We start from the raw sequence: 19,277 nt of genomic DNA, 5'->3' as shown, positions 1-19,277 counted from the left end.
ATCCGATTATTCTTCAGAGATTCTAATATCTTTTGGTACAGGAATCGTGTCAACTTCTTTAAAGTAATCAATCAGTACATTTCGAAGTTTATAATCTAAATCAAATTTTTGAAGACTTTTAAGGAAAAAATTCATGTTGTCACCACCATTTGCCAGATAATCATTTGTAGCGACATAATATGTTTGGGTTTTATCCAGAGGTTTTCCCTTAATTAGAATATTTTGAGCAGTATTGTCTTTTGCAATTGTAAAAGTTATTCCTGACAAAGGATGAGCTTTCTTCTCTTTGATAATATAAGCTGTCATTTCTAAAATCTGCTCACCTTTTAAAGCCAGAACTACCAAATTGTTTTCAAAAGGCATAATTTCAAAAGCAGTTCTGGTTGTAACATTTCCTTGTGGTAATATCGCTCTGATGCCTCCATGATTCAAAAAGCACAAATCGATGTCTTTTTTTTCACGGGTTTTAAAAACCTGACCTCCTTTTTCTAAGCAAACATCAGCTAGTAAATTTCCAATAGTAGTCTGCCATTTTCCATTGCTTTTATCAAGGGTTTCCGGGCAATAGGCCAATACATGATCTAAATCTTTATTAATATGTTCACGAAAAGGTTTAATAAAGTTTTCAATTTCCTGCGTTTCAGCGTTTTTTTCAGAAATTGAAAGTTGTTTAGCTTCAATTTTAGTTACATTATAGTTTTTTGGACTGCATGAAAATAGAAAAAAAAGTGTTAAGAATATAACAAAAAGTTTTAAAAATCCGTTATACTTTTTTAGTTTTACCATCTTAAATGCGACTTAAATAATTAATTTTGTAATCTGGTAAAAGTAGTATGTTTTTAAATTATTTGAAGGATTTTTTCATAAAAAAAACATTAAAAAATAATTTGCTTAATGTAAAAAATGAAGCCTTTACCAGTAATGTACAAACGATTGGTTTATTAATTGACGAAAGTGATTTCGGTTACTCAAAACCACTTATTGCAGAACTGATTTCAAATAAAATTAATTCTGACAATATTAAAATCGTTGTGTATCGCAATAAATTTGATGACAAAAAAGAATACGCCTTTCCGACTTTTACAAAAGCGCATATAGATTGGAACGGAGGTACGAAATTAGCTTTTTTAACTGAATTTATTGAAACAGAATTTGATCTTTTGATTAGTTATTATGATGTTCAAAATCCAATTTTGAAGCTAATTACGAATAAATCAAAAGCTAAATTTAAAGTTGGATTTGCATCTGTTGATAAAAATATAAATCGCTGGATGATAAATACTTCTTTAGAAAATTATAAGCTTTTCGTTTTCGAATTGTTTAAGTATTTAAAAAATATAAAGTAAAATATAAAGTAAAGTATGCAATCATTAATAGGAACTGGTGTTGCCCTGGTCACTCCATTTAAAAAAGATTTTTCAATTGATATAGAAGCATTACAGCGAATTGTTAATTTTTCGATTGATGGTGGAGTAGAGTATTTGGTTGTAATGGGTACAACCGCAGAAAATGCAACTCTAACTCAATCCGAAAAAGAGTTGGTTATTAATACCGTAATTGAAGTTAATAACGGAAGATTGCCTTTAGTTCTTGGAGTTGGAGGTAACAATACAATGCAGGTAGTTGAAGAATTGAAAACAAGAGATTTTTCAGCATTTGAAGCGATTCTTTCAGTTTCTCCTTATTATAATAAACCTACACAAGAAGGAATTTATCAGCATTTTAAAGCTATTTCAGAAGCTTCTCCCGTTCCGGTAATTTTATATAATGTTCCCGGCAGGACTTCGAGTAATATGTTACCTTCAACTGTTATTCGTCTGGCAAATGAATTTGATAATGTTGTAGCAATAAAAGAAGCTGCAGGCGATATGGCTCAGGCTTTGCAATTGATTAAAAATGCACCCAAAGATTTTTTAGTAATTTCCGGCGATGATATGATTGCTTTGCCAATAGTTTTAGCAGGCGGGGCAGGAGTAATTTCGGTTATTGGACAAGGTTTTCCAAAGGAATTTTCAGAAATGATAAGATTAGGGTTGAACAGAAAAGTAAATGAAGCTTTCAAGACCCAATATTTTTTATCAGATTGTATTGATATGATTTTTGAGCAAGGAAATCCTGCCGGAATAAAACATGTGTTTCAATCACTTGGAATTGCAGATAACACGGTACGTTTGCCATTGGTGCCAGTAGATGAATCATTAGCAGATCGATTAGATAAATTCGTAAAATCAGCCTTAAAATAAAATAAAAACAGCTGTTTTTTATTATACCAAAAAATATTTTGTAGTAGCTAAATTAATAACTAAATTTGCCACCGAAACTTCGGTGTGATTTTGCTTTGGCATAATTGTCTAAGGAATCATAATAAAAGTAAGAAAATGAAAAAAATAGTATCGCTGTTAATTGTTGTTGCCCTTTTGTGTTCTTGTAGTGATTACCAAAAAGCATTAAAAAATGAAGATGTTGCAGCAAAGTTTGAAATTGCAACAAAAATGTATGAAGCAGGGAAGTATAATAAAGCAATTAGACTTTTTGAGCAATTAGCACCAACATACAGAGGAAAACCTCAGGCAGAAAAATTATTTTACATGTTTTCTCAGGCCTATTACAAAACAAAACAATATTATTTGGCAGGTTATCAATTTGAGAGTTTTGTTTCAGGTTACCCACGAAGTGAAAAAGTTCAGGAAGCTGCTTTTCTAGGAGCTTACAGTTACTCAAAATTAGCACCTGTTTACAGTTTAGATCAGACCGATACAGTTAAGGCATTAGATAAGTTACAGGCTTTTATTGATAATTATCCAAATTCAGAATATATTGCCCAGGCAAATGAAGCTGTGAAAGTTTTAAGTGGGAAATTAGAGAAAAAAGCATATGAAAATGCTAAGGGTTATAATACCATTTCGGATTATAAATCTGCATTAATTGCTTTTGATAATTTTATTGCAGATTTTCCTGGAACTCCTTTTAAAGAAGATGCATTGTTTTACAAATACGATTCAGCATATCAGTTAGCTATCAATAGTGTTCCGGCTAAAATGGAAGAGCGTTTAAATGTTGCTAAAGCTGCTTATAATAATTTATTGAAGTTTAAAAGTGACACAAAATACAAAGTGAAGGCAGACGAAATGAATGCAAGAGTTGAAACAGATTTACAAAAATTTACTAAATAAATAAAAGTCATGGATTTAAAAAAGACGAATGCTCCTGTAAATACAATAACTTACAATAAAACAGTTATTGAAGAGCCAACAGGAAATGTGTATGAGGCAATTACCATTATGGCTAAAAGAGCAAACCAAATTAATTCTGAAATTAAAAAAGAATTAACTGAAAAATTAGAAGAGTTTGCAACTTACAATGACAGTCTTGAGGAAGTTTTTGAAAATAAAGAACAAATTGAGGTTTCTAAATTTTATGAAAAATTACCTAAACCACACGCTTTAGCTGTTCAGGAGTGGTTAGACGGTAAAACATACCACAGAGGTTCAAACAAATAATAGTACAATGTCAGTTTTAAACGGAAAAAAAATTTTACTGGGTGTTTCCGGTGGAATTGCAGCGTATAAAACAGCCTCATTAGTACGACTCTTTATAAAAGCAGGTGCACATGTCCAGGTGATCATGACACCTGCTTCTAAGGATTTTGTAACTCCACTTACATTATCTACATTGTCAAAAAATCCTGTACACTCCAGTTTTTTTAATCAGGATGATCAAGATGCTATTTGGAATAATCATGTTGAACTAGGTCTTTGGGCAGATTTAATGTTAATTGCCCCGGCAACTGCCAATACATTATCTAAGATGGCTACCGGAAACTGTGACAATCTTCTTATTGCAACTTATTTATCGGCTAAATGTCCCGTTTATTTTGCTCCGGCAATGGATTTGGATATGTACAAACATCCTTCTACAATCTCAAGTTTTACTGCTTTAAAACAATTTGGGAACGTAATGATTCCAGCAGAAAATGGTGAATTGGCAAGTGGTTTATCTGGAGAAGGCAGAATGGCAGAACCAGAAAACATAATTGCTTTTTTAGAAGCTGATCTTGAAAGTAAATTACCTTTAAAAGGAAAAAAAATTCTAATTACTGCAGGTCCAACATACGAAGCAATAGATCCCGTGCGTTTTATAGGAAATCATTCTTCAGGAAAAATGGGATTTGATATTGCAAGTGCAGCAGCCAATTTAGGGGCTTCGGTCATATTAGTTTCTGGCCCGACAAGTTTAAATATAAAAAATTCTCTCATTAATGTTGTTAATGTGATTTCTGCACAAGAAATGTACGATGCCTGCCATTTGTATTTTAATGATGTAGATGTGACTATTGCAGCAGCAGCAGTAGCAGATTATAAGCCAAAAGTAATTGCTGTTCAGAAAATTAAGAAAGCCACTGATGAGTTTTCAATTGAACTTGAAAAGACAAAAGATATATTATTATCGTTGGGAAAAATCAAAAGAAATCAATTTTTAATTGGTTTTGCTTTGGAAACTGAAAATGAAATTGAAAATGCGAAGTTGAAAATTCAGAAAAAAAACTTAGATTTGATTGTTTTAAATTCATTACAGGATAAAGGAGCGGGTTTTCAAAAACCAACAAATAAAGTTACTTTTATAGACAAAGAATTTAAAATTGAACCAATGGACTTAAAGTCAAAAGAATCTGTTGCAGTTGATATTTTAAACAAAGTTATAGAACATTTTTATGTGTAAATTAGTTACTTTTTTAACGTTTTTGTTTTTTGGTTTTGCACAGGCTCAACAGTTAAATTGTACAGTTACAATAAATAGCGAAAGATTACCAAATCCTAATCAACAAGTTTATAAAACACTTCAGACATCATTGTCTGAGTTTGTAAACAAAACAGATTGGACTGGTTCTGTGCTTAAGCAAAATGAGCGTATTAATTGTTCAATCTACATAACTCTTTTTTCTCATAGTTCCGACCAGTTTTCAGGTACTATACAAATACAGTCTTCAAGATTAATTTACAATTCAACGTATTCTTCACCTGTATTTAATTTTAACGATAAGGATTTTAATTTCAGGTATACAGAATTTGAACCCTTATTATATAATCCTACTACATTTGAATCTAATTTAGTATCTGTGATATCATTTTACAGTTATATGATTTTAGGTATAGATTCAGATACATTTCAGCTTGCAGGCGGAAGCCCTTATTTTGAAACAGCCCAAAATATTGCAAATATTGCTCAACAAGGTGGTTCTAAAGGATGGACTCAGGCTGATGGAGTTCAGAATCGTTACTTTTTGATAAATGATATGATTGCTCCAACTTATTCTGATTTGCGACAAACCACTTTTGGGTATCATGCTGGTCTGGATATAATGAGTCAGGATTTGAAAGGTGCAAAAGAAAAAATAAAATCTTCATTAATGAATATAGCAAAATTGAATTCGGTTAAGCCAAACGCTTTTTTAACTAGAGTGTTTTTCGATGCAAAATCAGATGAAATTGTGTCTATTTTTTCGGGAGGGCCAAGCATTGCAGTTACAGACTTAACAGACACTTTGAATAAGGTTTCACCGTTAAATTCAACAAAATGGTCAGAAATTAAATATTAATTCAATTTTTGCCAATCTACCTCTTCATTAATTTTACTTTTAAAGCTATATGATTACTTTATTATCAATTAAAAACTATGCATTAATTGAAAAACTAACTATAGATTTTTCTAAAGGTTTTTCTATAATTACAGGAGAAACAGGTGCTGGTAAATCAATTATATTAGGCGCATTAGGTTTAGTTTTAGGAAAAAGAGCGGATTTAACATCTCTTAAAAATAAAGAAGAAAAGTGTATAATTGAAGCGCATTTTGAAATTTCTAAATATAATTTAAAAGAGTTTTTTGAAGCAAATGATTTGGATTATGAAGATGAAACTATCATAAGACGAGAAATCCTGCCTTCGGGTAAATCACGAGCTTTTATAAATGATAGTCCGGTAAATCTTCAGGAATTACAAGATTTAAGCTTTTTTTTGATTGACATTCACTCACAACAACAAACTCAGGAACTTTCAGATGAAAATGTGCAATTTAAAATAATTGATGCAATTGCAGATAATTCAGATAGTATTGATTCTTATAAAAAGCTTTTAAGATTGTATAAATCTGAAAAATCAAAATTAAATGCATTGCTTAAAAAACAAAGCGATGCGGGTAAGGAACAGGAATACAATACTTTTTTATTGAATGAATTGGTTGCTGCAAAATTAAAATCAGGAGAACAGGAAGAGCTGGAGGCCGATTTTGAAAAGCTAAATAATGTTGAGATTATTAAAGAATCGATTGATAAATCATTGCTAATCGGTAATGAAGAACAATTTGGCGTTTTTCACAACCTGAATGAAATTAAAGTTTTGCTGCAAAAAATCGCAATTTTTTCACCAGAATATCAAAATCTGTTTGAAAGAATTACAAGTGTAACAATTGAATTTGATGATATTTCGAGAGAGTTGCAAAATGCTTCTGAAAAATTATTAAACGATCCTGAGAAGTTAGAATTAACCAATCAGAAATTGCAGCTGATTTATAATTTGCAGAAAAAACATCAGGTAGTAACTGTTGATGAATTACTACAAATTCAGATCAGTCTGGAAAATTCAGTTTTAGAATTAGGTAATATTGAAGAGGAAATCGCTATTTTGGTTAAATCTATAGAACAAAAAACAGAAGAATTGGATATGCTTTCGGCTAAAATTCATCAGAATAGAGAAAGTGCAATCCCGGTTTTATCAAATCAGTTAATTGGAATATTGGAAACGTTAGGAATGCCGAATGCCAGATTTAAAATGGAACTACTGTCATCCGAAACCTATTTTCAAAATGGTAAAGATGAATTGCAGTTTTTGTTTTCGGCTAATAAAGGAGCTGATTTTGGCTTGCTGAAAAAAGTTGCTTCTGGAGGTGAAATGTCGCGTATAATGTTGGCAGTTAAAGCAATTTTAGCTCAGTATTCTAAATTACCGACTTTGATTTTTGATGAAATTGACACCGGTGTTTCTGGAGAAATTGCTATTAGAATGGGAGAGATTATGAAAGAGATGAGTGCAAAAATGCAAATATTTGCAATTACACATTTACCACAAATTGCTGCGAAAGGTGATTCTCATTTTAAAGTGTTTAAATCTACAACAAATGATGATACGCAATCAGAATTAAAGCTTTTATCTCAGGACGAAAGAGTTATGGAAATTGCTCAAATGCTATCCGGAGCGGTGGTTTCTGATTCAGCTTTAAATCACGCTAAAGCCTTGTTGAACTAAAGAAATGCTTTATATTTGTCATATAAAAAGAATAAAAGAATAACAGTCACCCAGTTTGCCAAATCAACGAATAAACAATAAAAATATGATTATAGAACCTAGAATGAGAGGCTTTATTTGCTTGACAGCCCACCCAAAGGGAGCAGAGCAGAATGTTAAAAATCAAATTGAATATATAAAATCAAAAGGTCCTATTGCAGGAGCTAAAAAAGTATTGGTAATTGGTGCTTCAACAGGTTTTGGTTTAGCTTCAAGAATTACAAGTGCTTTTGGATCTGATGCAGCTACAATTGGAGTTTTCTTTGAAAAACCGCCAGTTGAAGGAAAAACCGCTTCGCCAGGCTGGTACAACTCTGCGGCTTTTGAATCTGAAGCACATAAAGCAGGATTGTATGCAAAAAGTATCAATGGAGATGCTTTTTCAAACGAAATAAAAAGAGAAGCTTTGGATTTAATTAAAGCTGATTTAGGGCAGGTAGATCTTGTAATTTATAGTTTGGCATCGCCTGTACGTACAAATCCAAATACAGGAGTTTTACACCGTTCTACATTGAAGCCTATTGGACAGACTTTTACCAATAAAACTGTTGACTTTCATACAGGAAAAGTATCCGAAGTTTCAATAGCTCCGGCTAATGATGAAGACATTGATAATACTGTTGCTGTAATGGGAGGTGAAGACTGGGCTATGTGGATTGATGCTTTAAAAAATGAAAATTTATTGGCGGAAGGTGCTACAACGGTTGCTTATTCATACATTGGTCCATCTTTGACTGAAGCAGTTTATCGTAAAGGTACAATTGGACGTGCCAAAGATGATTTAGAGGCTACAGCATTTACTATTACAGATAGTTTAAAATCAATAGGAGGTAAGGCTTATGTTTCTGTAAATAAAGCATTGGTAACGCAGGCGAGTTCTGCAATTCCTGTTATTCCTTTATATATTTCTCTTTTATATAGAATTATGAAAGAAGAAGGAATACATGAAGGTTGTATCGAACAAATTCAACGCTTATTTCATGACAGATTATATAGCGGTTCTGAAGTTCCTGTTGATGAGAAGGGAAGAATCAGAATTGATGACTGGGAGATGCGTGATGACGTTCAGGAGAAGGTTGCTAAATTGTGGATTGAGGCTACAACTGAAAACTTGTCTGAAATTGGTGATTTGGCTGGATATAAAAATGACTTTTTAAATCTTTTTGGATTTGAATTTTCTGGAGTGGATTATGAGGCAGAAGTAAATGAAGTTGTTGAAATAGAAAGTATCAACTAAAAATTAAGAATTTATAAATCAAACCATCAACCAAAAGTTGATGGTTTTTTTGTGAATTTAACATATCTTTGCACAAAATTTGAATTTTAAAAATTACAGCTTAAATACTGCATATTCTACTATGGTTTTTTCTCTAATTATACCCGTGTTTAATCGTCCGGATGAAGTTGATGAACTTCTCGAAAGTTTATCAAAATCTGATTATAATGAGGCTTTTGAAATTGTTCTTGTTGAAGATGGGTCATCCATTCCATGTAAAGAAGTCGTAAAGAGTTATCAGGGAAAACTAAATATATCCTATTATTTTAAACCAAACTCAGGGCCTGGAGATTCAAGGAATTTCGGAATGATAAAAGCAGTAGGCAATTACTTTATCATTTTTGATTCAGATTGTATAATTCCGTCTAATTATTTAACGGAAGTCCGAAAAGAATTAGATAGAGCGTATGTTGATTGTTTTGGCGGTCCGGATAAAGCTTTAGATAGCTTTTCGGATATACAAAAAGCAATAAACTTTGCAATGACTTCTTTTCTTACAACAGGCGGAATCCGTGGAGGTTCGGAGAAAATTGGAAAATTTCAGCCAAGAAGTTTTAATATGGGAATTTCCAAAAAAGCTTTTGAGGCATCAAAAGGGTTTGGAAACATTCATCCAGGAGAAGATCCGGATTTATCTATTAGATTATGGAACTTGGGTTTTGAAACGAGATTGTTCCCTGATGCATTTGTTTATCATAAACGTAGAATTGATTGGGAGAAATTTTCTATTCAGGTAAATAAATTTGGAAAAGCAAGACCAATATTAAATAGCTGGTATCCTGAACATAATAAATTAACTTTTTTCTTTCCTACATTCTTCATGTCAGGATTATTATTAGCTTTTTTACTGTTAATTTTTAATTTTGACCTTTTATTACAAATATATTTTGTATATTTCGTTATAATTTTTCTTACAGCTAGTGTTAAAAATAAAAGCATCAAAATTGGATATCTTTCTGTAATCGCTGTTTGGAAGCAATTTTATGGTTATGGAACAGGTTTTTTAGAATCTTTTGTAAAAATTATTTTATTGAAGAGAAAGCCACAGGAAGCTTTTCCACGTATGTTTTTTTAAATATAATATGACAAAAATTATTGGCTTGACCGGTGGTATAGGTAGCGGAAAAACAACCATTGCAAATTATTTTGAAGAAAAGGGTGTCCCTGTTTATATTGCTGATGATGAGGCAAAAAAAATAATGCAATCGCAATACATAATTGAGCAAATTAAAACGGTATTTGGTGGTGTAGTATTTGAAAATGAAGTTCTTAACAGAGCGAAATTAGCAGAAATTGTTTTTAATGATAGTGAAAAACTCAATCAGTTAAATACTATTATACACCCGGCTGTTAAAAAAGATTTCGAATCATGGTTACAAAAAAAACAAAACTATGACTATATAGTTTATGAGGCGGCAATTTTATTTGAAAGCGGCAGATATAAAGATTGTGACATTGTTATAACTGTGACGGCTCCTGAAGAAGTAAGAATTGAAAGAGTCATAAAACGGGATAAAACAAGTAAGGAACAGGTTTTGAGCAGGATGAAAATGCAATGGAAAGAGGAAGAACGTATTGCTAAAAGTAATTTTGTTATTTTTAATGATAATCTTAAAATGGCAAAAGAAGAAGTTGTTAAAATTCTTAAAATTTTAAATATTAAACAAAATCAGTCTTAAATGTTAATATTTGGTTAATGTATTATTTAGTATATTGTTAAAATATTAATTTTGTCTCGATGAATAAATTATTTTTTAGAATTCTTGTTTTGCTAATGAGTTTGTCCTTAATTGGGATAATTCTGGTTCAGGTGTATTGGTTCAATTCTTCATTAGAAAACAATGACGAACAGTTTAAATATCACGTAACCCAGGCAATTAGTGATGTGTCAGATAAACTTGCACAACAGGAAGAATATAGTTTTCGAGATAAAATTAATCATATAAAAGACAGCACTGGTAAAATTCCGCAAAAGGAAGATTTGCTGGAAATTTTATTTGTTCAAAGAAATACAAAAACAAATAAAACAATTGTCTATAAAAACAGTATCACTTCTGAGAATTACGATATTAATGGATCGCTATTTAATAAAAAATTTGGATCTGATGGATTTAAAAGTTTTAGTTCCAAAAGATTAACGGAGGTTTATAATAGTAATAACACTATTGATAATTTAGATTTAAATCAAAGTACAATTCCGGATTTAAGAGATGAAAAAGAAGGAAGCTTAGATATTTTAAATAAAGCGCAGTTAAAAATTACATATAAGGATTATGCTTCAATACTGCCAATAGAGGAAAGAATTACAAAAGAGAAATTGCAATCTCTTTTGAAGAAAGAACTTAAAGAACATGGTATAAAAACTAAACTAGAATTTGGAATTTATAGTAATAGTTTTCCTACAAAAATAAAATCGGAAGGGTTTCACTATGATAAGGATGCTACTTACAATATTCCGGTCTTTACAGATAATGAAGGTAATAGTAAATATGAATTATTGGTTACTTTTCCATATAAAAAGAAGTTTTTATTGTCACAGTTGGTAAGTATTACGATACTGTCTATAATTTTTACATTAATTATTATAATTGCTTATACAAGTGCTCTAAATCAGTTAATACGTCAAAAGCAAATATCTGAGATTAAAACAGATTTTATAAATAATATGACGCATGAGTTTAAAACTCCAATTGCTACCATAAATTTAGCTCTTGATGCAATTAGAAATCCGAAAATTATAGAAGATAAAGAGAAGGTATTTCGTTATCTGCAGATGATTAGGGATGAAAACAAAAGAATGCATGCTCAGGTTGAAAACGTACTTCGAATTTCCAAATTAGAGAAAAAAGAATTGGATATAAGTAAAGAGCCTACTGTAATTCATGATGTTATTGAAGATGCAATTGAGCATGTTAATTTAATTTTAGAAGACAAGCAAGGTACAATTGTAAAACATTTTAATGCAGCAAGAACAACTTGTCTGGTTAATGAAGTGCATTTTACAAATGTTCTGGTCAATATTTTAGAAAATGCTATAAAATATTCCCCGGATGTTCCGGAAATAGAAGTATTTACTGAGAATGTCAAGGATGTTATTCTCATAAAAATAAAAGATAACGGTTTAGGTATGAGTAAAACCGCTCAAAAAAGAGTTTTTGAGAAATTTTACAGAGAACATACAGGCGATTTGCATAATGTAAAAGGACATGGTTTAGGACTTGCTTATGTAAAAAGAATTGTAGAGGACCATAATGGTCAGGTTTATGTAGAGAGTGAAAAGGGAAAAGGTAGTACCTTCATAATAAAAATACCACTAATAAATTAAAATATGGAAAATATTAATAAAAGAATACTTTTAGTAGAAGATGACCTTAATTTTGGTGCAGTTCTTAAAGATTATTTGATGCTGAATGACTTTGAAGTTACTCTTGCAAAAAATGGTATGGAAGGTTTCGAAAAATTCAAGAAGGATGTTTATGATTTATGCATTCTTGATGTTATGATGCCCTACAAGGATGGTTATACTTTAGCAAAAGAAATCAGAGAAAAAAATAGTGAAGTGCCGATTATTTTTTTAACAGCAAAATCAATGAAAGAGGATGTTTTAAAAGGATATAAAGCAGGAGCGGATGACTATCTCAATAAACCGTTTGATTCGGAAGTTTTATTGATGAAAATTAAAGCCATTATTCAAAGAAAATCATCTGATACAAAAGCAGAACAAGTTCAGTTTGAATTTAATATTGGCAAATTCCATTTAAATTCAAAATTAAGATTTTTGACATTTGAAAACGATGAACCAATAAAATTATCTCCAAAAGAAAATGAATTGCTTAAAATGCTTATTTTGCACGAAAATGACTTAATGCCAAGAGAGTTAGCGTTGACAAAAATCTGGAGAGATGATAACTATTTTACTTCAAGAAGTATGGATGTTTACATTGCAAAACTGAGGAAGTATTTAAAAGCCGATGAGGATGTGGAAATTTTAAATATTCACGGTGAAGGTTTCAGATTAGTTGTTAAAAGTAAAGCAGTATCTTAAATAAATAAAAAAAGCTCCGAGTATATAGGAGCTTTTTTATGGATTGAAAATAGAGAGCCTAAATTTAGAATTTTTAAATTAAATTAATACCCAATGTAATTTCAGTTTTTAATAATTTTGAAATTGGGCAAATTTCTTTTGCTTTAGTTGCAATTTCTGCAAATTTTTCTGCTGTTATAGAAGGCACTTTTCCCTTTAGTTCTAAATGAATTAAGGTAATTGTACCGTCTTCAAAAGTAACTGTGGCTTCTGTTGATAAATCGTCAGCAACAAATCCACCTTCGTTTAATAAGAAGCTTAATTGCATTGTAAAACAACCTGAATGGGCAGCTGCAATAAGTTCTTCGGGATTGGTTCCTACGCCATCAGCAAATCTTGTTTTAAAAGATAATTGTGCATTATTCAAAGTTGTACTTTGTGTACTGATGGTTCCGGTTCCTTCCATACCGGTTCCTTTCCAGTTGGCATTAGCTTTTCTTGTGAATTTCATTTTCCGTTCTTATTATAGTTAGTAATTTAATTTTTTATTAGTTTGATTATCAATCGATCATGTGTCAATCAAATGTAATCAATTTTTTACAGTTTTGCCTTATGAATTTGTTATTGAAAAATAAAAAAAAGGGTGTAATGGAATTTTCCATTCACCCTTTAAAATTTTAAATCTAATATCTTATTGTTGTTGATTTAGATTGCGCAATTGTTTCAGTTTATCTTTCCATACTTCCAGACTTTCTTTGTGAATAGCAATGTTTTTACGAACTTCAAGAACTATAGAGTTTTCTTTTTTTGCATTTTTTGTATTGGTGAAGAATTGAATGTTGTTCTCTAATTGAAAAATTTCATTTTGAACTTCTTCTATTTTCCTCATAATGAAAATCTTTTCATTATCTAATTTGCGTGTATCGTTACTCTCGGATAAAGAATCAATTCTGTTAGAAAAACGCATCATTTCAGTGTCTTTTTTACTTAGACTTAATTTTTCAAAAAGTGCATCTAAGATTTTATTAAACTTACCCTCAATATGGCGTCTGGAAAAAGGAACTTTACCAAAACCTTTCCATGTTTCAATATGTGCTTTAATGGCATCTAAATCAGTTTTGTGGTCTCCGATTAGCTGAAACTCTCTTAGCGTATCTAAGTAGGCTTTTTTATTGTCAAAAGCTGCTACTTCATCACTATTCTCTTCAGATTTGTGTTCTTTTAATTTATCAAAATAATGGTTGCAGGCATCTTTGAATTCTTTCCAGATTTTATCAGAATATTTTTTAGGAACGTGACCAATTTGTTTCCACTCTTCTTGGATTTGTTTCATAATTGGTGTAGTTGCACTAAAGTCAGTACTTTCTTGTAATTCTTTAGCTTTTGCAACAAGAGCCATTTTTTTGTTTAAATTATCGTTCTGGTCTTTTTTTATGTCTTTATAAAATGAGTTTTTGAAAGAATTAAAGTTTCTAACAGCGGTTTTAAATGCAGCCCAGGTCTGTTCGTTTACTTCGGCAGGTACTTTTCCGGCAGCAAAAAATTCATTCCTAAGTGCTTCAACTTTTTGTATTTGTACGAGCCATTGTGAATGAGAGCCTACTTTTTCAGTGGCTAAAACTTCGATTGTAGCAATAATTTCTTTTTTAATTTCGAGATTTTGCTGTTCATTGGCTCTTTGACTTTCAAATAACAGTTCTCTTTTATCATGAATTTTTTTAGTTAACTCACTAAATTTATTCCAGATTGTGTCACGATGTTCTTTGGATACGGGACCAATATCTTCTTTCCAGATTCTATGTAAATCCTGTAGCTCTCTAAATGCTTTGCTGATGTCGGTTTCATTTGCCAATTCTTCAACACGAGCAATTATTTTTTGTTTTTGTTCTAAATTGTATTTGAAATCTAAATCTCTTGCTTCACGATCTAAATGTAAATAATCATAAAAATTCTCAACATGAAAGTGGTAATTATTCCATACGTGATTGTATTTATCTTTAGGAATTGCTCCGGCATTTTTCCATCTTTCTCTTAATTCATTAAAATGTTTAAGAGTATCTTTGATATTTTCTTGTGGATTTATAAGCTCTTTTAGTTCTTCAACTATAGTAAGCCGATTTTCTAAATTTAATTTTAAGTTAGTTTGCAGATGTTTAAAATGAGCATTTCTTTTTTCCCTAAAGATGCTATAATATTCATCAAATTTAGACTTAAGTGGAGAATGATATTGAAATTCTTCATTAGGATCCTGGTTTGAAGCATTGAACTCTTCTCTTTTCTCTTCAATAAGATGATTAAATTGGAGTGAAAATGATTTTTTAATTTCTTCAATATGGTCTTTTACAGACATTACTTTGTCTGTATTTACAAGCCTTTTTAATTCATCGACAAGTGCATCTAACGAAAAGGTATCGTAATCCTGCATAGGAATAGCATGACGTTCTTTTAGTGTTTCGTCTTCGCTTTCTTCAGCATTGGAATTTGTTATTGCATCTAATGCTTCCTGATGATCTGCTTCTTCGGCTTCAATATTTTCTACTTCACTTTCAGGAAGTGAAGTTTCATTTTCTGTTGTTGTTTCAGAAATTGATGTTTCAATTGCATCATCGGGTGAAGAATCGTTTAGGCCGATTCCTGATTTTCCATCTGCTTCATGCAGGTTATCATTCTTTTCTTCTAACATTTTTAAATGTATAAGGTTTATATTTTAAACATTGCGAAAGATAGTAAAGGTGTTTCTAAATACAAAATAAATCATTTGTTTATGTATTTTTTGGATTAAAAATACTGCTTATTTGTGTTTTAAGATGCAATTTATGGGTGTAAAATTAATTTTTTCACCGTGCTTTGCAGATTGGTTTTACAAATTAAATAACAATAAAAAAGGCTGCATTTTAAATACAGCCTCAAATTATTTTTTTTAGAATTATTTGTTCCAGATTTTCCATGCTTTTTCCGCCTGAAAAATAAGCATATCAAGACCATTTTTTATTATGGCTCCTCTTTCTTTAGCATTCTTTAAGAATTGAGTTTCGGCAGGATTGTAAATTAAATCATAAGCGATATGCTTGTCTGTAAAAAACTCATAGGGAAGGTCAGGAGAGGCCTCAATGTTTGGACTTGTTCCAACTGGAGTGCAGTTTATTATGATTTGAAAATTGTCAAAAGTTGTGGCATTAATTAAATTATAATCAATAATATTTTCTTTAGCCTCTCTTGAAACAAAAGTATAGGGAATGCCGAGTTCATCAAGAGCAAAAGCAACTCCTTTTGATGCTCCTCCAGTTCCTAAAATAAGGGCTTTTTTATGATGCGGTTCTAATAATGGCTTTAAGGATTTTTTAAAACCGTAATAATCGGTGTTAAATCCTTTTAATTTTCCGTTTTTGTTAAATTTTATTGTATTTACAGCACCAATTAAGGTTGCTTTTTTTGAAAGTTTGTCCAGAAAAGGAATGACTTGCTCTTTGTATGGAATGGTAACGTTTAGGCCTTTCAGATCTGGATTATTTTTAATTAATCCAGTAAAATGACTGATTTCAGAAATGTCGAAATTTTCGTAAGTGTTACCTGTAAAAACTTCATCACTAAATTTTTCTGTAAAATATCCTTTTGAAAAGGAGTAACTAATATTGCGGCCTAATAAGCCAAAACGTCTTCTTAAAATATCAATCATTATTCTTTTCTATGTTTTTCAATGTAATTTTTTACCATTTTTTTTGTCCAGACTACAGGGAATAAATCTTCAATTAAAATATAATTATCAAAGTTTAAACGCAAGCCATTACTTAAATGAAATTTAGCTTTTGTATTGTCCTGAATCATAAAATACAATCCTGCTAAACGGTATTCAATTTCGTTTTCTTCCGGAAAATATTCGGAAGCCTGCAATAATGTTTGTATTGCACTGTCAAATTCTCCTAAAAATTGAAGAATATCTACCCAGTATAACCAAGTCTCTAATGCATAATCTCCAAATTCTACTGCTTTTCTATAACCAAATTCGGCTTCTTCAAAAAAGTTCATTTGTTTGTTTATAGTAGCATAGCGTTTCCAATACAAACGATTTTGATTGTCTATTGCTAATGCTTTATTGACAAAAAATAAAGCTTTCTGAAAGTTTTTCTGGCGAACGTAAAAATCAGTAATAGCAATCCATCCTTTGTCAAGAAGGGGGTCTTCATGAACCGTTTGGTTGTAATATTTTAGAGCTAAAACAGTATTTCCTATTTTTTCATAACATTTACCAATTCGCAATAAAGCATATGAAGTTGCATCATCTAATTCAATGGTACGGTTATAGCTTTCAATTGCTTCAGTATATTTTTTGAGGCGTTCGTAAGCTTTTGCTTTTTCCATGAATGCTCCCAGAAATTCTTCATCGATTAGAGTTGCATAGTCAAAAGCGCGAATGGCATTTTCATATTCTTTTACGCCATAATGTAAGCGCCCTAGCTGATGCCAGGCAATTTCGCTATATGGGTTTTTATTAATGTAATCATTAAGATATAGAATGGCTTCCTGATTTTGATCTAAAAACTCAAAACAATACACCACATTGTATAAGGCAGACTGATCTTCTAAATCTTCTTCAAGACATTTGATGAAGCTTTCTTTTGCCATCTCGAGATTATCCATAAAAAGATATTCCATTCCGATTAAGTTGTAAACATCAGCAAAATCGTCTGTGTATTGCAGGGCAATTTTAAGTAATTCTACTGCTTTTTCGTGCTGATCTCTTTTGGAACAAATATTGGCTTTCTGGATGTAAATTTCCTCGTTGTTAGGTTCGATTGCATATAACTCATTTAAAAGTTTCTCGGCGATGTCCAGTTTATCGTCGTAAACCAGCATTTCTACTTGTACTAATTTTAAGCCTGTAGATTTTGGATGTTGGTCTAATGCAAGTTTTAAGGCCTTTTTTGCTAAATTAGCCTTACCTATATCTAAATAATGAAGAATAATTTCTTCGAATTCTTCAGAATCAAAAAAGAGTACTTTGTTTGTTTTTAACATCGACTCAAATTTGGATAGGGATAGGTTATAATCTTCTTCTTCGTTGCTTAATTGCATACTTTGTATTTTTGAAATTAGCCTGTTATAAATTTAGGCAACCATATTATTTTGTGAGATAAGGAAATTTATTGTTTTGAACAATTTAATTAACAATATGGACAGAATTTATGTTCTGTTTTTTGTTTTAATCTTTTGATTTATAAAAGATTATTTGTTTGATATTCTGGTTTTTATTTTTAATTCAGCGGCCTGGCTCAGATAGGAACGACATCCTTTTGTTTTTTTTCTTTAAAAAATAAAAGATATAGTGTATTGCTTCGACAGTTCGTCTTTGCCTCGTGTGCTGGAAATAGTTCCTGATTATGCTTTTTGTTCTTTTTTTAAAATTTCATCCATAACTTCGAGAATTACAGCACATCCTTCTTTTATTTCTTCTTCAGAAATAGTTAATGGCGGTGTTATTCTTATGGCACATCCTTCAAATAATAACCAGAATAAAATGAGTCCTTTTTCCTGACAGTTTAAAATTACCTGATTGGTTATTTCCGGACTTTCAGTCATTGGTGCAAGCATTAATCCTTTTCCTCTAATTTCTTTTATCAAAGGGTGTACCAAAAGTGATCTGAAGAGTTTTTCCTTTTCTAAAGTTTCCTGCATCAGATTAGTTTCAGTTAATTCCTGCAAAGTCGCTAAACAGGCTGACGCAATGACAGGATGACCTCCAAATGTGGTTATATGTCCTAATTTTGGGTTCTCAGTTAAGAGATCCATTTTTTCTGCAGATGCTGTAAAAGCTCCTACCGGCATTCCGCCACCCATTCCTTTTCCCATTACAACAATATCCGGAACGACATCGTAGTTTTGGAAACCGAATAATTTTCCGGTGCGGCCAAAACCAGGCTGAATTTCGTCTACAATCATCATAGCACCTACTTCGTCACATCGTTTGCGTACTTTTTGCAGAAAGTTGTCTTTTGGTTCAATAAAACCAGCTCCTCCCTGAATGGTTTCAAGTAAAATTGCAGCTGTTCGTGTAGTTATTTTTTGTAAATCTTCTTCGTTATTGAAAGTGATAAAATCAACATCCGGAAGTAATGGACGAAAGGCTTGTTTGCGTTCTTCGAATCCCATAACACTCATAGAGCCCATGGTGTTTCCGTGGTATGCGTTATGACAGGAAATTAATTGACTGCGTCCTGTTGAACGTTTGGCTAATTTAAGGGCGCCTTCGATTGCTTCTGTACCTGAGTTGACTAAATAGGTTTTGTTTAAAGATTTGGGCAGGAGTGAAGCTATTAATTTGCAATATTGAACGGCCGGGCTTTGTGAATATTCTCCGTAAACCATTACGTGTGAATATTTATCCAGTTGATCTTTTATTGCCTTATTGACTCTTGGGTGTACATGTCCAAGTGTACAAGCTGAGACTCCGGCAACAAAATCTAAATATTTTTTATTGTTGGCATCGTAAATATAAGAACCAAATGCGTGTGAAACTTCCATTCCAAGTGGGTATGGTGAGGTTTGTGCCTGATATTTTATAAAATCTGGATTCATTTTTTGAGGTTCTAAGTAGCAAAGATACTAAGGTTCTGAGTTTTAAATTTTAAGCTTATGTTAGTTT

Annotated in this window: 18 protein-coding genes; 12 read left to right on the top strand and 6 right to left on the bottom strand. The window is 31.4% G+C overall.

Annotated features, from left to right (window positions below; all coding sequences use genetic code 11):
* Window positions 1-6: 6 nt before the first annotated feature.
* Window positions 7-786, bottom strand: a complete 780-nt coding sequence (locus FLACHUCJ7_RS21075) for a 5'-nucleotidase C-terminal domain-containing protein (RefSeq protein WP_180910338.1) — start codon at window positions 784-786, stop codon at window positions 7-9.
* Window positions 787-833: 47 nt separating this feature from the next.
* On the opposite strand from FLACHUCJ7_RS21075, the gene FLACHUCJ7_RS21070 reads away from it, so the two are divergent.
* From FLACHUCJ7_RS21070 to FLACHUCJ7_RS21015, 12 genes are all read left to right on the top strand, one after another.
* Window positions 834-1,346, top strand: a complete 513-nt coding sequence (locus FLACHUCJ7_RS21070) for a DUF6913 domain-containing protein (RefSeq protein ID WP_180910337.1) — start codon at window positions 834-836, stop codon at window positions 1,344-1,346.
* 15 nt (window positions 1,347-1,361) lie between these two features.
* Entirely contained in the window at window positions 1,362-2,243 is an 882-nt protein-coding gene (gene dapA, locus FLACHUCJ7_RS21065; protein WP_180910336.1) for a 4-hydroxy-tetrahydrodipicolinate synthase, read from the top strand.
* 135 nt (window positions 2,244-2,378) lie between these two features.
* Window positions 2,379-3,173 carry an outer membrane protein assembly factor BamD gene (locus tag FLACHUCJ7_RS21060; protein ID WP_031454986.1) on the top strand — a complete coding sequence of 265 codons (795 nt, stop codon included), beginning with the start codon at window positions 2,379-2,381 and terminating at the stop codon, window positions 3,171-3,173.
* 9 nt (window positions 3,174-3,182) lie between these two features.
* Window positions 3,183-3,500 carry a DNA-directed RNA polymerase subunit omega gene (locus tag FLACHUCJ7_RS21055; RefSeq protein WP_007807938.1) on the top strand — a complete coding sequence of 106 codons (318 nt, stop codon included), beginning with the start codon at window positions 3,183-3,185 and terminating at the stop codon, window positions 3,498-3,500.
* A 7-nt stretch (window positions 3,501-3,507) separates the two neighbouring features.
* Complete coding sequence (gene coaBC, locus FLACHUCJ7_RS21050; RefSeq protein ID WP_180910335.1) at window positions 3,508-4,719, top strand: bifunctional phosphopantothenoylcysteine decarboxylase/phosphopantothenate--cysteine ligase CoaBC; 1,212 nt, start codon at window positions 3,508-3,510, stop codon at window positions 4,717-4,719.
* Window positions 4,712-5,596, top strand: coding sequence for a type IX secretion system protein PorD (gene porD, locus FLACHUCJ7_RS21045; RefSeq protein WP_180910334.1), 885 nt, complete (start codon window positions 4,712-4,714; stop codon window positions 5,594-5,596). Before coaBC ends, porD begins: the two co-directional genes overlap by 8 nt.
* Window positions 5,597-5,645: 49 nt before the next feature.
* On the top strand, window positions 5,646-7,298 hold the full coding sequence (gene recN, locus FLACHUCJ7_RS21040; protein ID WP_180910333.1) for a DNA repair protein RecN: 1,653 nt from the start codon (window positions 5,646-5,648) through the stop codon (window positions 7,296-7,298).
* Window positions 7,299-7,383: 85 nt separating this feature from the next.
* A complete protein-coding gene (fabV, locus tag FLACHUCJ7_RS21035; protein WP_180910332.1) occupies window positions 7,384-8,574 on the top strand; it encodes an enoyl-ACP reductase FabV in 1,191 nt (396 codons plus the stop codon).
* A gap of 121 nt (window positions 8,575-8,695) precedes the next feature.
* Complete coding sequence (locus tag FLACHUCJ7_RS21030) at window positions 8,696-9,688, top strand: glycosyltransferase (RefSeq protein ID WP_180910350.1); 993 nt, start codon at window positions 8,696-8,698, stop codon at window positions 9,686-9,688.
* Window positions 9,689-9,695: 7 nt separating this feature from the next.
* Window positions 9,696-10,292 (top strand): dephospho-CoA kinase, encoded by a 597-nt coding sequence (gene coaE, locus FLACHUCJ7_RS21025; RefSeq protein ID WP_078229716.1) that lies wholly within the window; start codon window positions 9,696-9,698, stop codon window positions 10,290-10,292.
* A 59-nt stretch (window positions 10,293-10,351) separates the two neighbouring features.
* Window positions 10,352-11,938, top strand: coding sequence for a sensor histidine kinase (locus tag FLACHUCJ7_RS21020; protein ID WP_180910331.1), 1,587 nt, complete (start codon window positions 10,352-10,354; stop codon window positions 11,936-11,938).
* A gap of 3 nt (window positions 11,939-11,941) precedes the next feature.
* Window positions 11,942-12,658: a response regulator transcription factor gene (locus FLACHUCJ7_RS21015; protein WP_078229714.1), complete on the top strand. Its 717-nt coding sequence runs from the start codon at window positions 11,942-11,944 to the stop codon at window positions 12,656-12,658.
* Window positions 12,659-12,731: 73 nt separating this feature from the next.
* Here FLACHUCJ7_RS21015 and FLACHUCJ7_RS21010 read toward each other — a convergent pair whose 3' ends face one another.
* The 5 genes from FLACHUCJ7_RS21010 to FLACHUCJ7_RS20990 form a co-directional block, all read right to left on the bottom strand.
* The gene (locus tag FLACHUCJ7_RS21010) at window positions 12,732-13,148 is read right to left on the bottom strand and encodes an OsmC family protein (protein ID WP_031454977.1); all 417 of its coding nucleotides are present in this window, start codon (window positions 13,146-13,148) and stop codon (window positions 12,732-12,734) included.
* Between the two features lie 180 nt (window positions 13,149-13,328).
* Window positions 13,329-15,320 (bottom strand): DUF349 domain-containing protein, encoded by a 1,992-nt coding sequence (locus FLACHUCJ7_RS21005; RefSeq protein WP_180910330.1) that lies wholly within the window; start codon window positions 15,318-15,320, stop codon window positions 13,329-13,331.
* Between the two features lie 243 nt (window positions 15,321-15,563).
* The gene (locus FLACHUCJ7_RS21000; protein ID WP_180910329.1) at window positions 15,564-16,313 is read right to left on the bottom strand and encodes a shikimate dehydrogenase family protein; all 750 of its coding nucleotides are present in this window, start codon (window positions 16,311-16,313) and stop codon (window positions 15,564-15,566) included.
* Entirely contained in the window at window positions 16,313-17,710 is a 1,398-nt protein-coding gene (locus FLACHUCJ7_RS20995) for a tetratricopeptide repeat protein (RefSeq protein ID WP_180910328.1), read from the bottom strand. The genes FLACHUCJ7_RS21000 and FLACHUCJ7_RS20995 overlap by 1 nt, the downstream gene beginning before the upstream one ends.
* Before the next feature lie 303 nt (window positions 17,711-18,013).
* Window positions 18,014-19,210, bottom strand: a complete 1,197-nt coding sequence (locus tag FLACHUCJ7_RS20990; protein WP_031454973.1) for an aspartate aminotransferase family protein — start codon at window positions 19,208-19,210, stop codon at window positions 18,014-18,016.
* Window positions 19,211-19,277: the final 67 nt, after the last annotated feature.

Origin of the sequence: Flavobacterium salmonis, from assembly GCF_903819435.1 — a bacterium.
Taxonomy (GTDB): Bacteria; Bacteroidota; Bacteroidia; order Flavobacteriales; family Flavobacteriaceae; genus Flavobacterium; species Flavobacterium chungangense.
The sequence above is the reverse complement of the archived record's forward strand: the minus strand, read 5'-3'. Positions and strand labels throughout refer to the sequence as shown.

What these genes read in the sequence shown, in the direction of transcription:
- FLACHUCJ7_RS21075 (WP_180910338.1), bottom strand. Translation starts at nt 786, where the DNA reads ATGGTAAAACTAAAAAAGTATAACGGATTTTTAAAACTTTTTGTTATA.
- FLACHUCJ7_RS21070 (WP_180910337.1), top strand. Translation starts at nt 834, where the DNA reads ATGTTTTTAAATTATTTGAAGGATTTTTTCATAAAAAAAACATTAAAA.
- dapA (WP_180910336.1), top strand. Translation starts at nt 1,362, where the DNA reads ATGCAATCATTAATAGGAACTGGTGTTGCCCTGGTCACTCCATTTAAA.
- FLACHUCJ7_RS21060 (WP_031454986.1), top strand. Translation starts at nt 2,379, where the DNA reads ATGAAAAAAATAGTATCGCTGTTAATTGTTGTTGCCCTTTTGTGTTCT.
- FLACHUCJ7_RS21055 (WP_007807938.1), top strand. Translation starts at nt 3,183, where the DNA reads ATGGATTTAAAAAAGACGAATGCTCCTGTAAATACAATAACTTACAAT.
- coaBC (WP_180910335.1), top strand. Translation starts at nt 3,508, where the DNA reads ATGTCAGTTTTAAACGGAAAAAAAATTTTACTGGGTGTTTCCGGTGGA.
- porD (WP_180910334.1), top strand. Translation starts at nt 4,712, where the DNA reads ATGTGTAAATTAGTTACTTTTTTAACGTTTTTGTTTTTTGGTTTTGCA.
- recN (WP_180910333.1), top strand. Translation starts at nt 5,646, where the DNA reads ATGATTACTTTATTATCAATTAAAAACTATGCATTAATTGAAAAACTA.
- fabV (WP_180910332.1), top strand. Translation starts at nt 7,384, where the DNA reads ATGATTATAGAACCTAGAATGAGAGGCTTTATTTGCTTGACAGCCCAC.
- FLACHUCJ7_RS21030 (WP_180910350.1), top strand. Translation starts at nt 8,696, where the DNA reads ATGGTTTTTTCTCTAATTATACCCGTGTTTAATCGTCCGGATGAAGTT.
- coaE (WP_078229716.1), top strand. Translation starts at nt 9,696, where the DNA reads ATGACAAAAATTATTGGCTTGACCGGTGGTATAGGTAGCGGAAAAACA.
- FLACHUCJ7_RS21020 (WP_180910331.1), top strand. Translation starts at nt 10,352, where the DNA reads ATGAATAAATTATTTTTTAGAATTCTTGTTTTGCTAATGAGTTTGTCC.
- FLACHUCJ7_RS21015 (WP_078229714.1), top strand. Translation starts at nt 11,942, where the DNA reads ATGGAAAATATTAATAAAAGAATACTTTTAGTAGAAGATGACCTTAAT.
- FLACHUCJ7_RS21010 (WP_031454977.1), bottom strand. Translation starts at nt 13,148, where the DNA reads ATGAAATTCACAAGAAAAGCTAATGCCAACTGGAAAGGAACCGGTATG.
- FLACHUCJ7_RS21005 (WP_180910330.1), bottom strand. Translation starts at nt 15,320, where the DNA reads ATGTTAGAAGAAAAGAATGATAACCTGCATGAAGCAGATGGAAAATCA.
- FLACHUCJ7_RS21000 (WP_180910329.1), bottom strand. Translation starts at nt 16,313, where the DNA reads ATGATTGATATTTTAAGAAGACGTTTTGGCTTATTAGGCCGCAATATT.
- FLACHUCJ7_RS20995 (WP_180910328.1), bottom strand. Translation starts at nt 17,710, where the DNA reads ATGCAATTAAGCAACGAAGAAGAAGATTATAACCTATCCCTATCCAAA.
- FLACHUCJ7_RS20990 (WP_031454973.1), bottom strand. Translation starts at nt 19,210, where the DNA reads ATGAATCCAGATTTTATAAAATATCAGGCACAAACCTCACCATACCCA.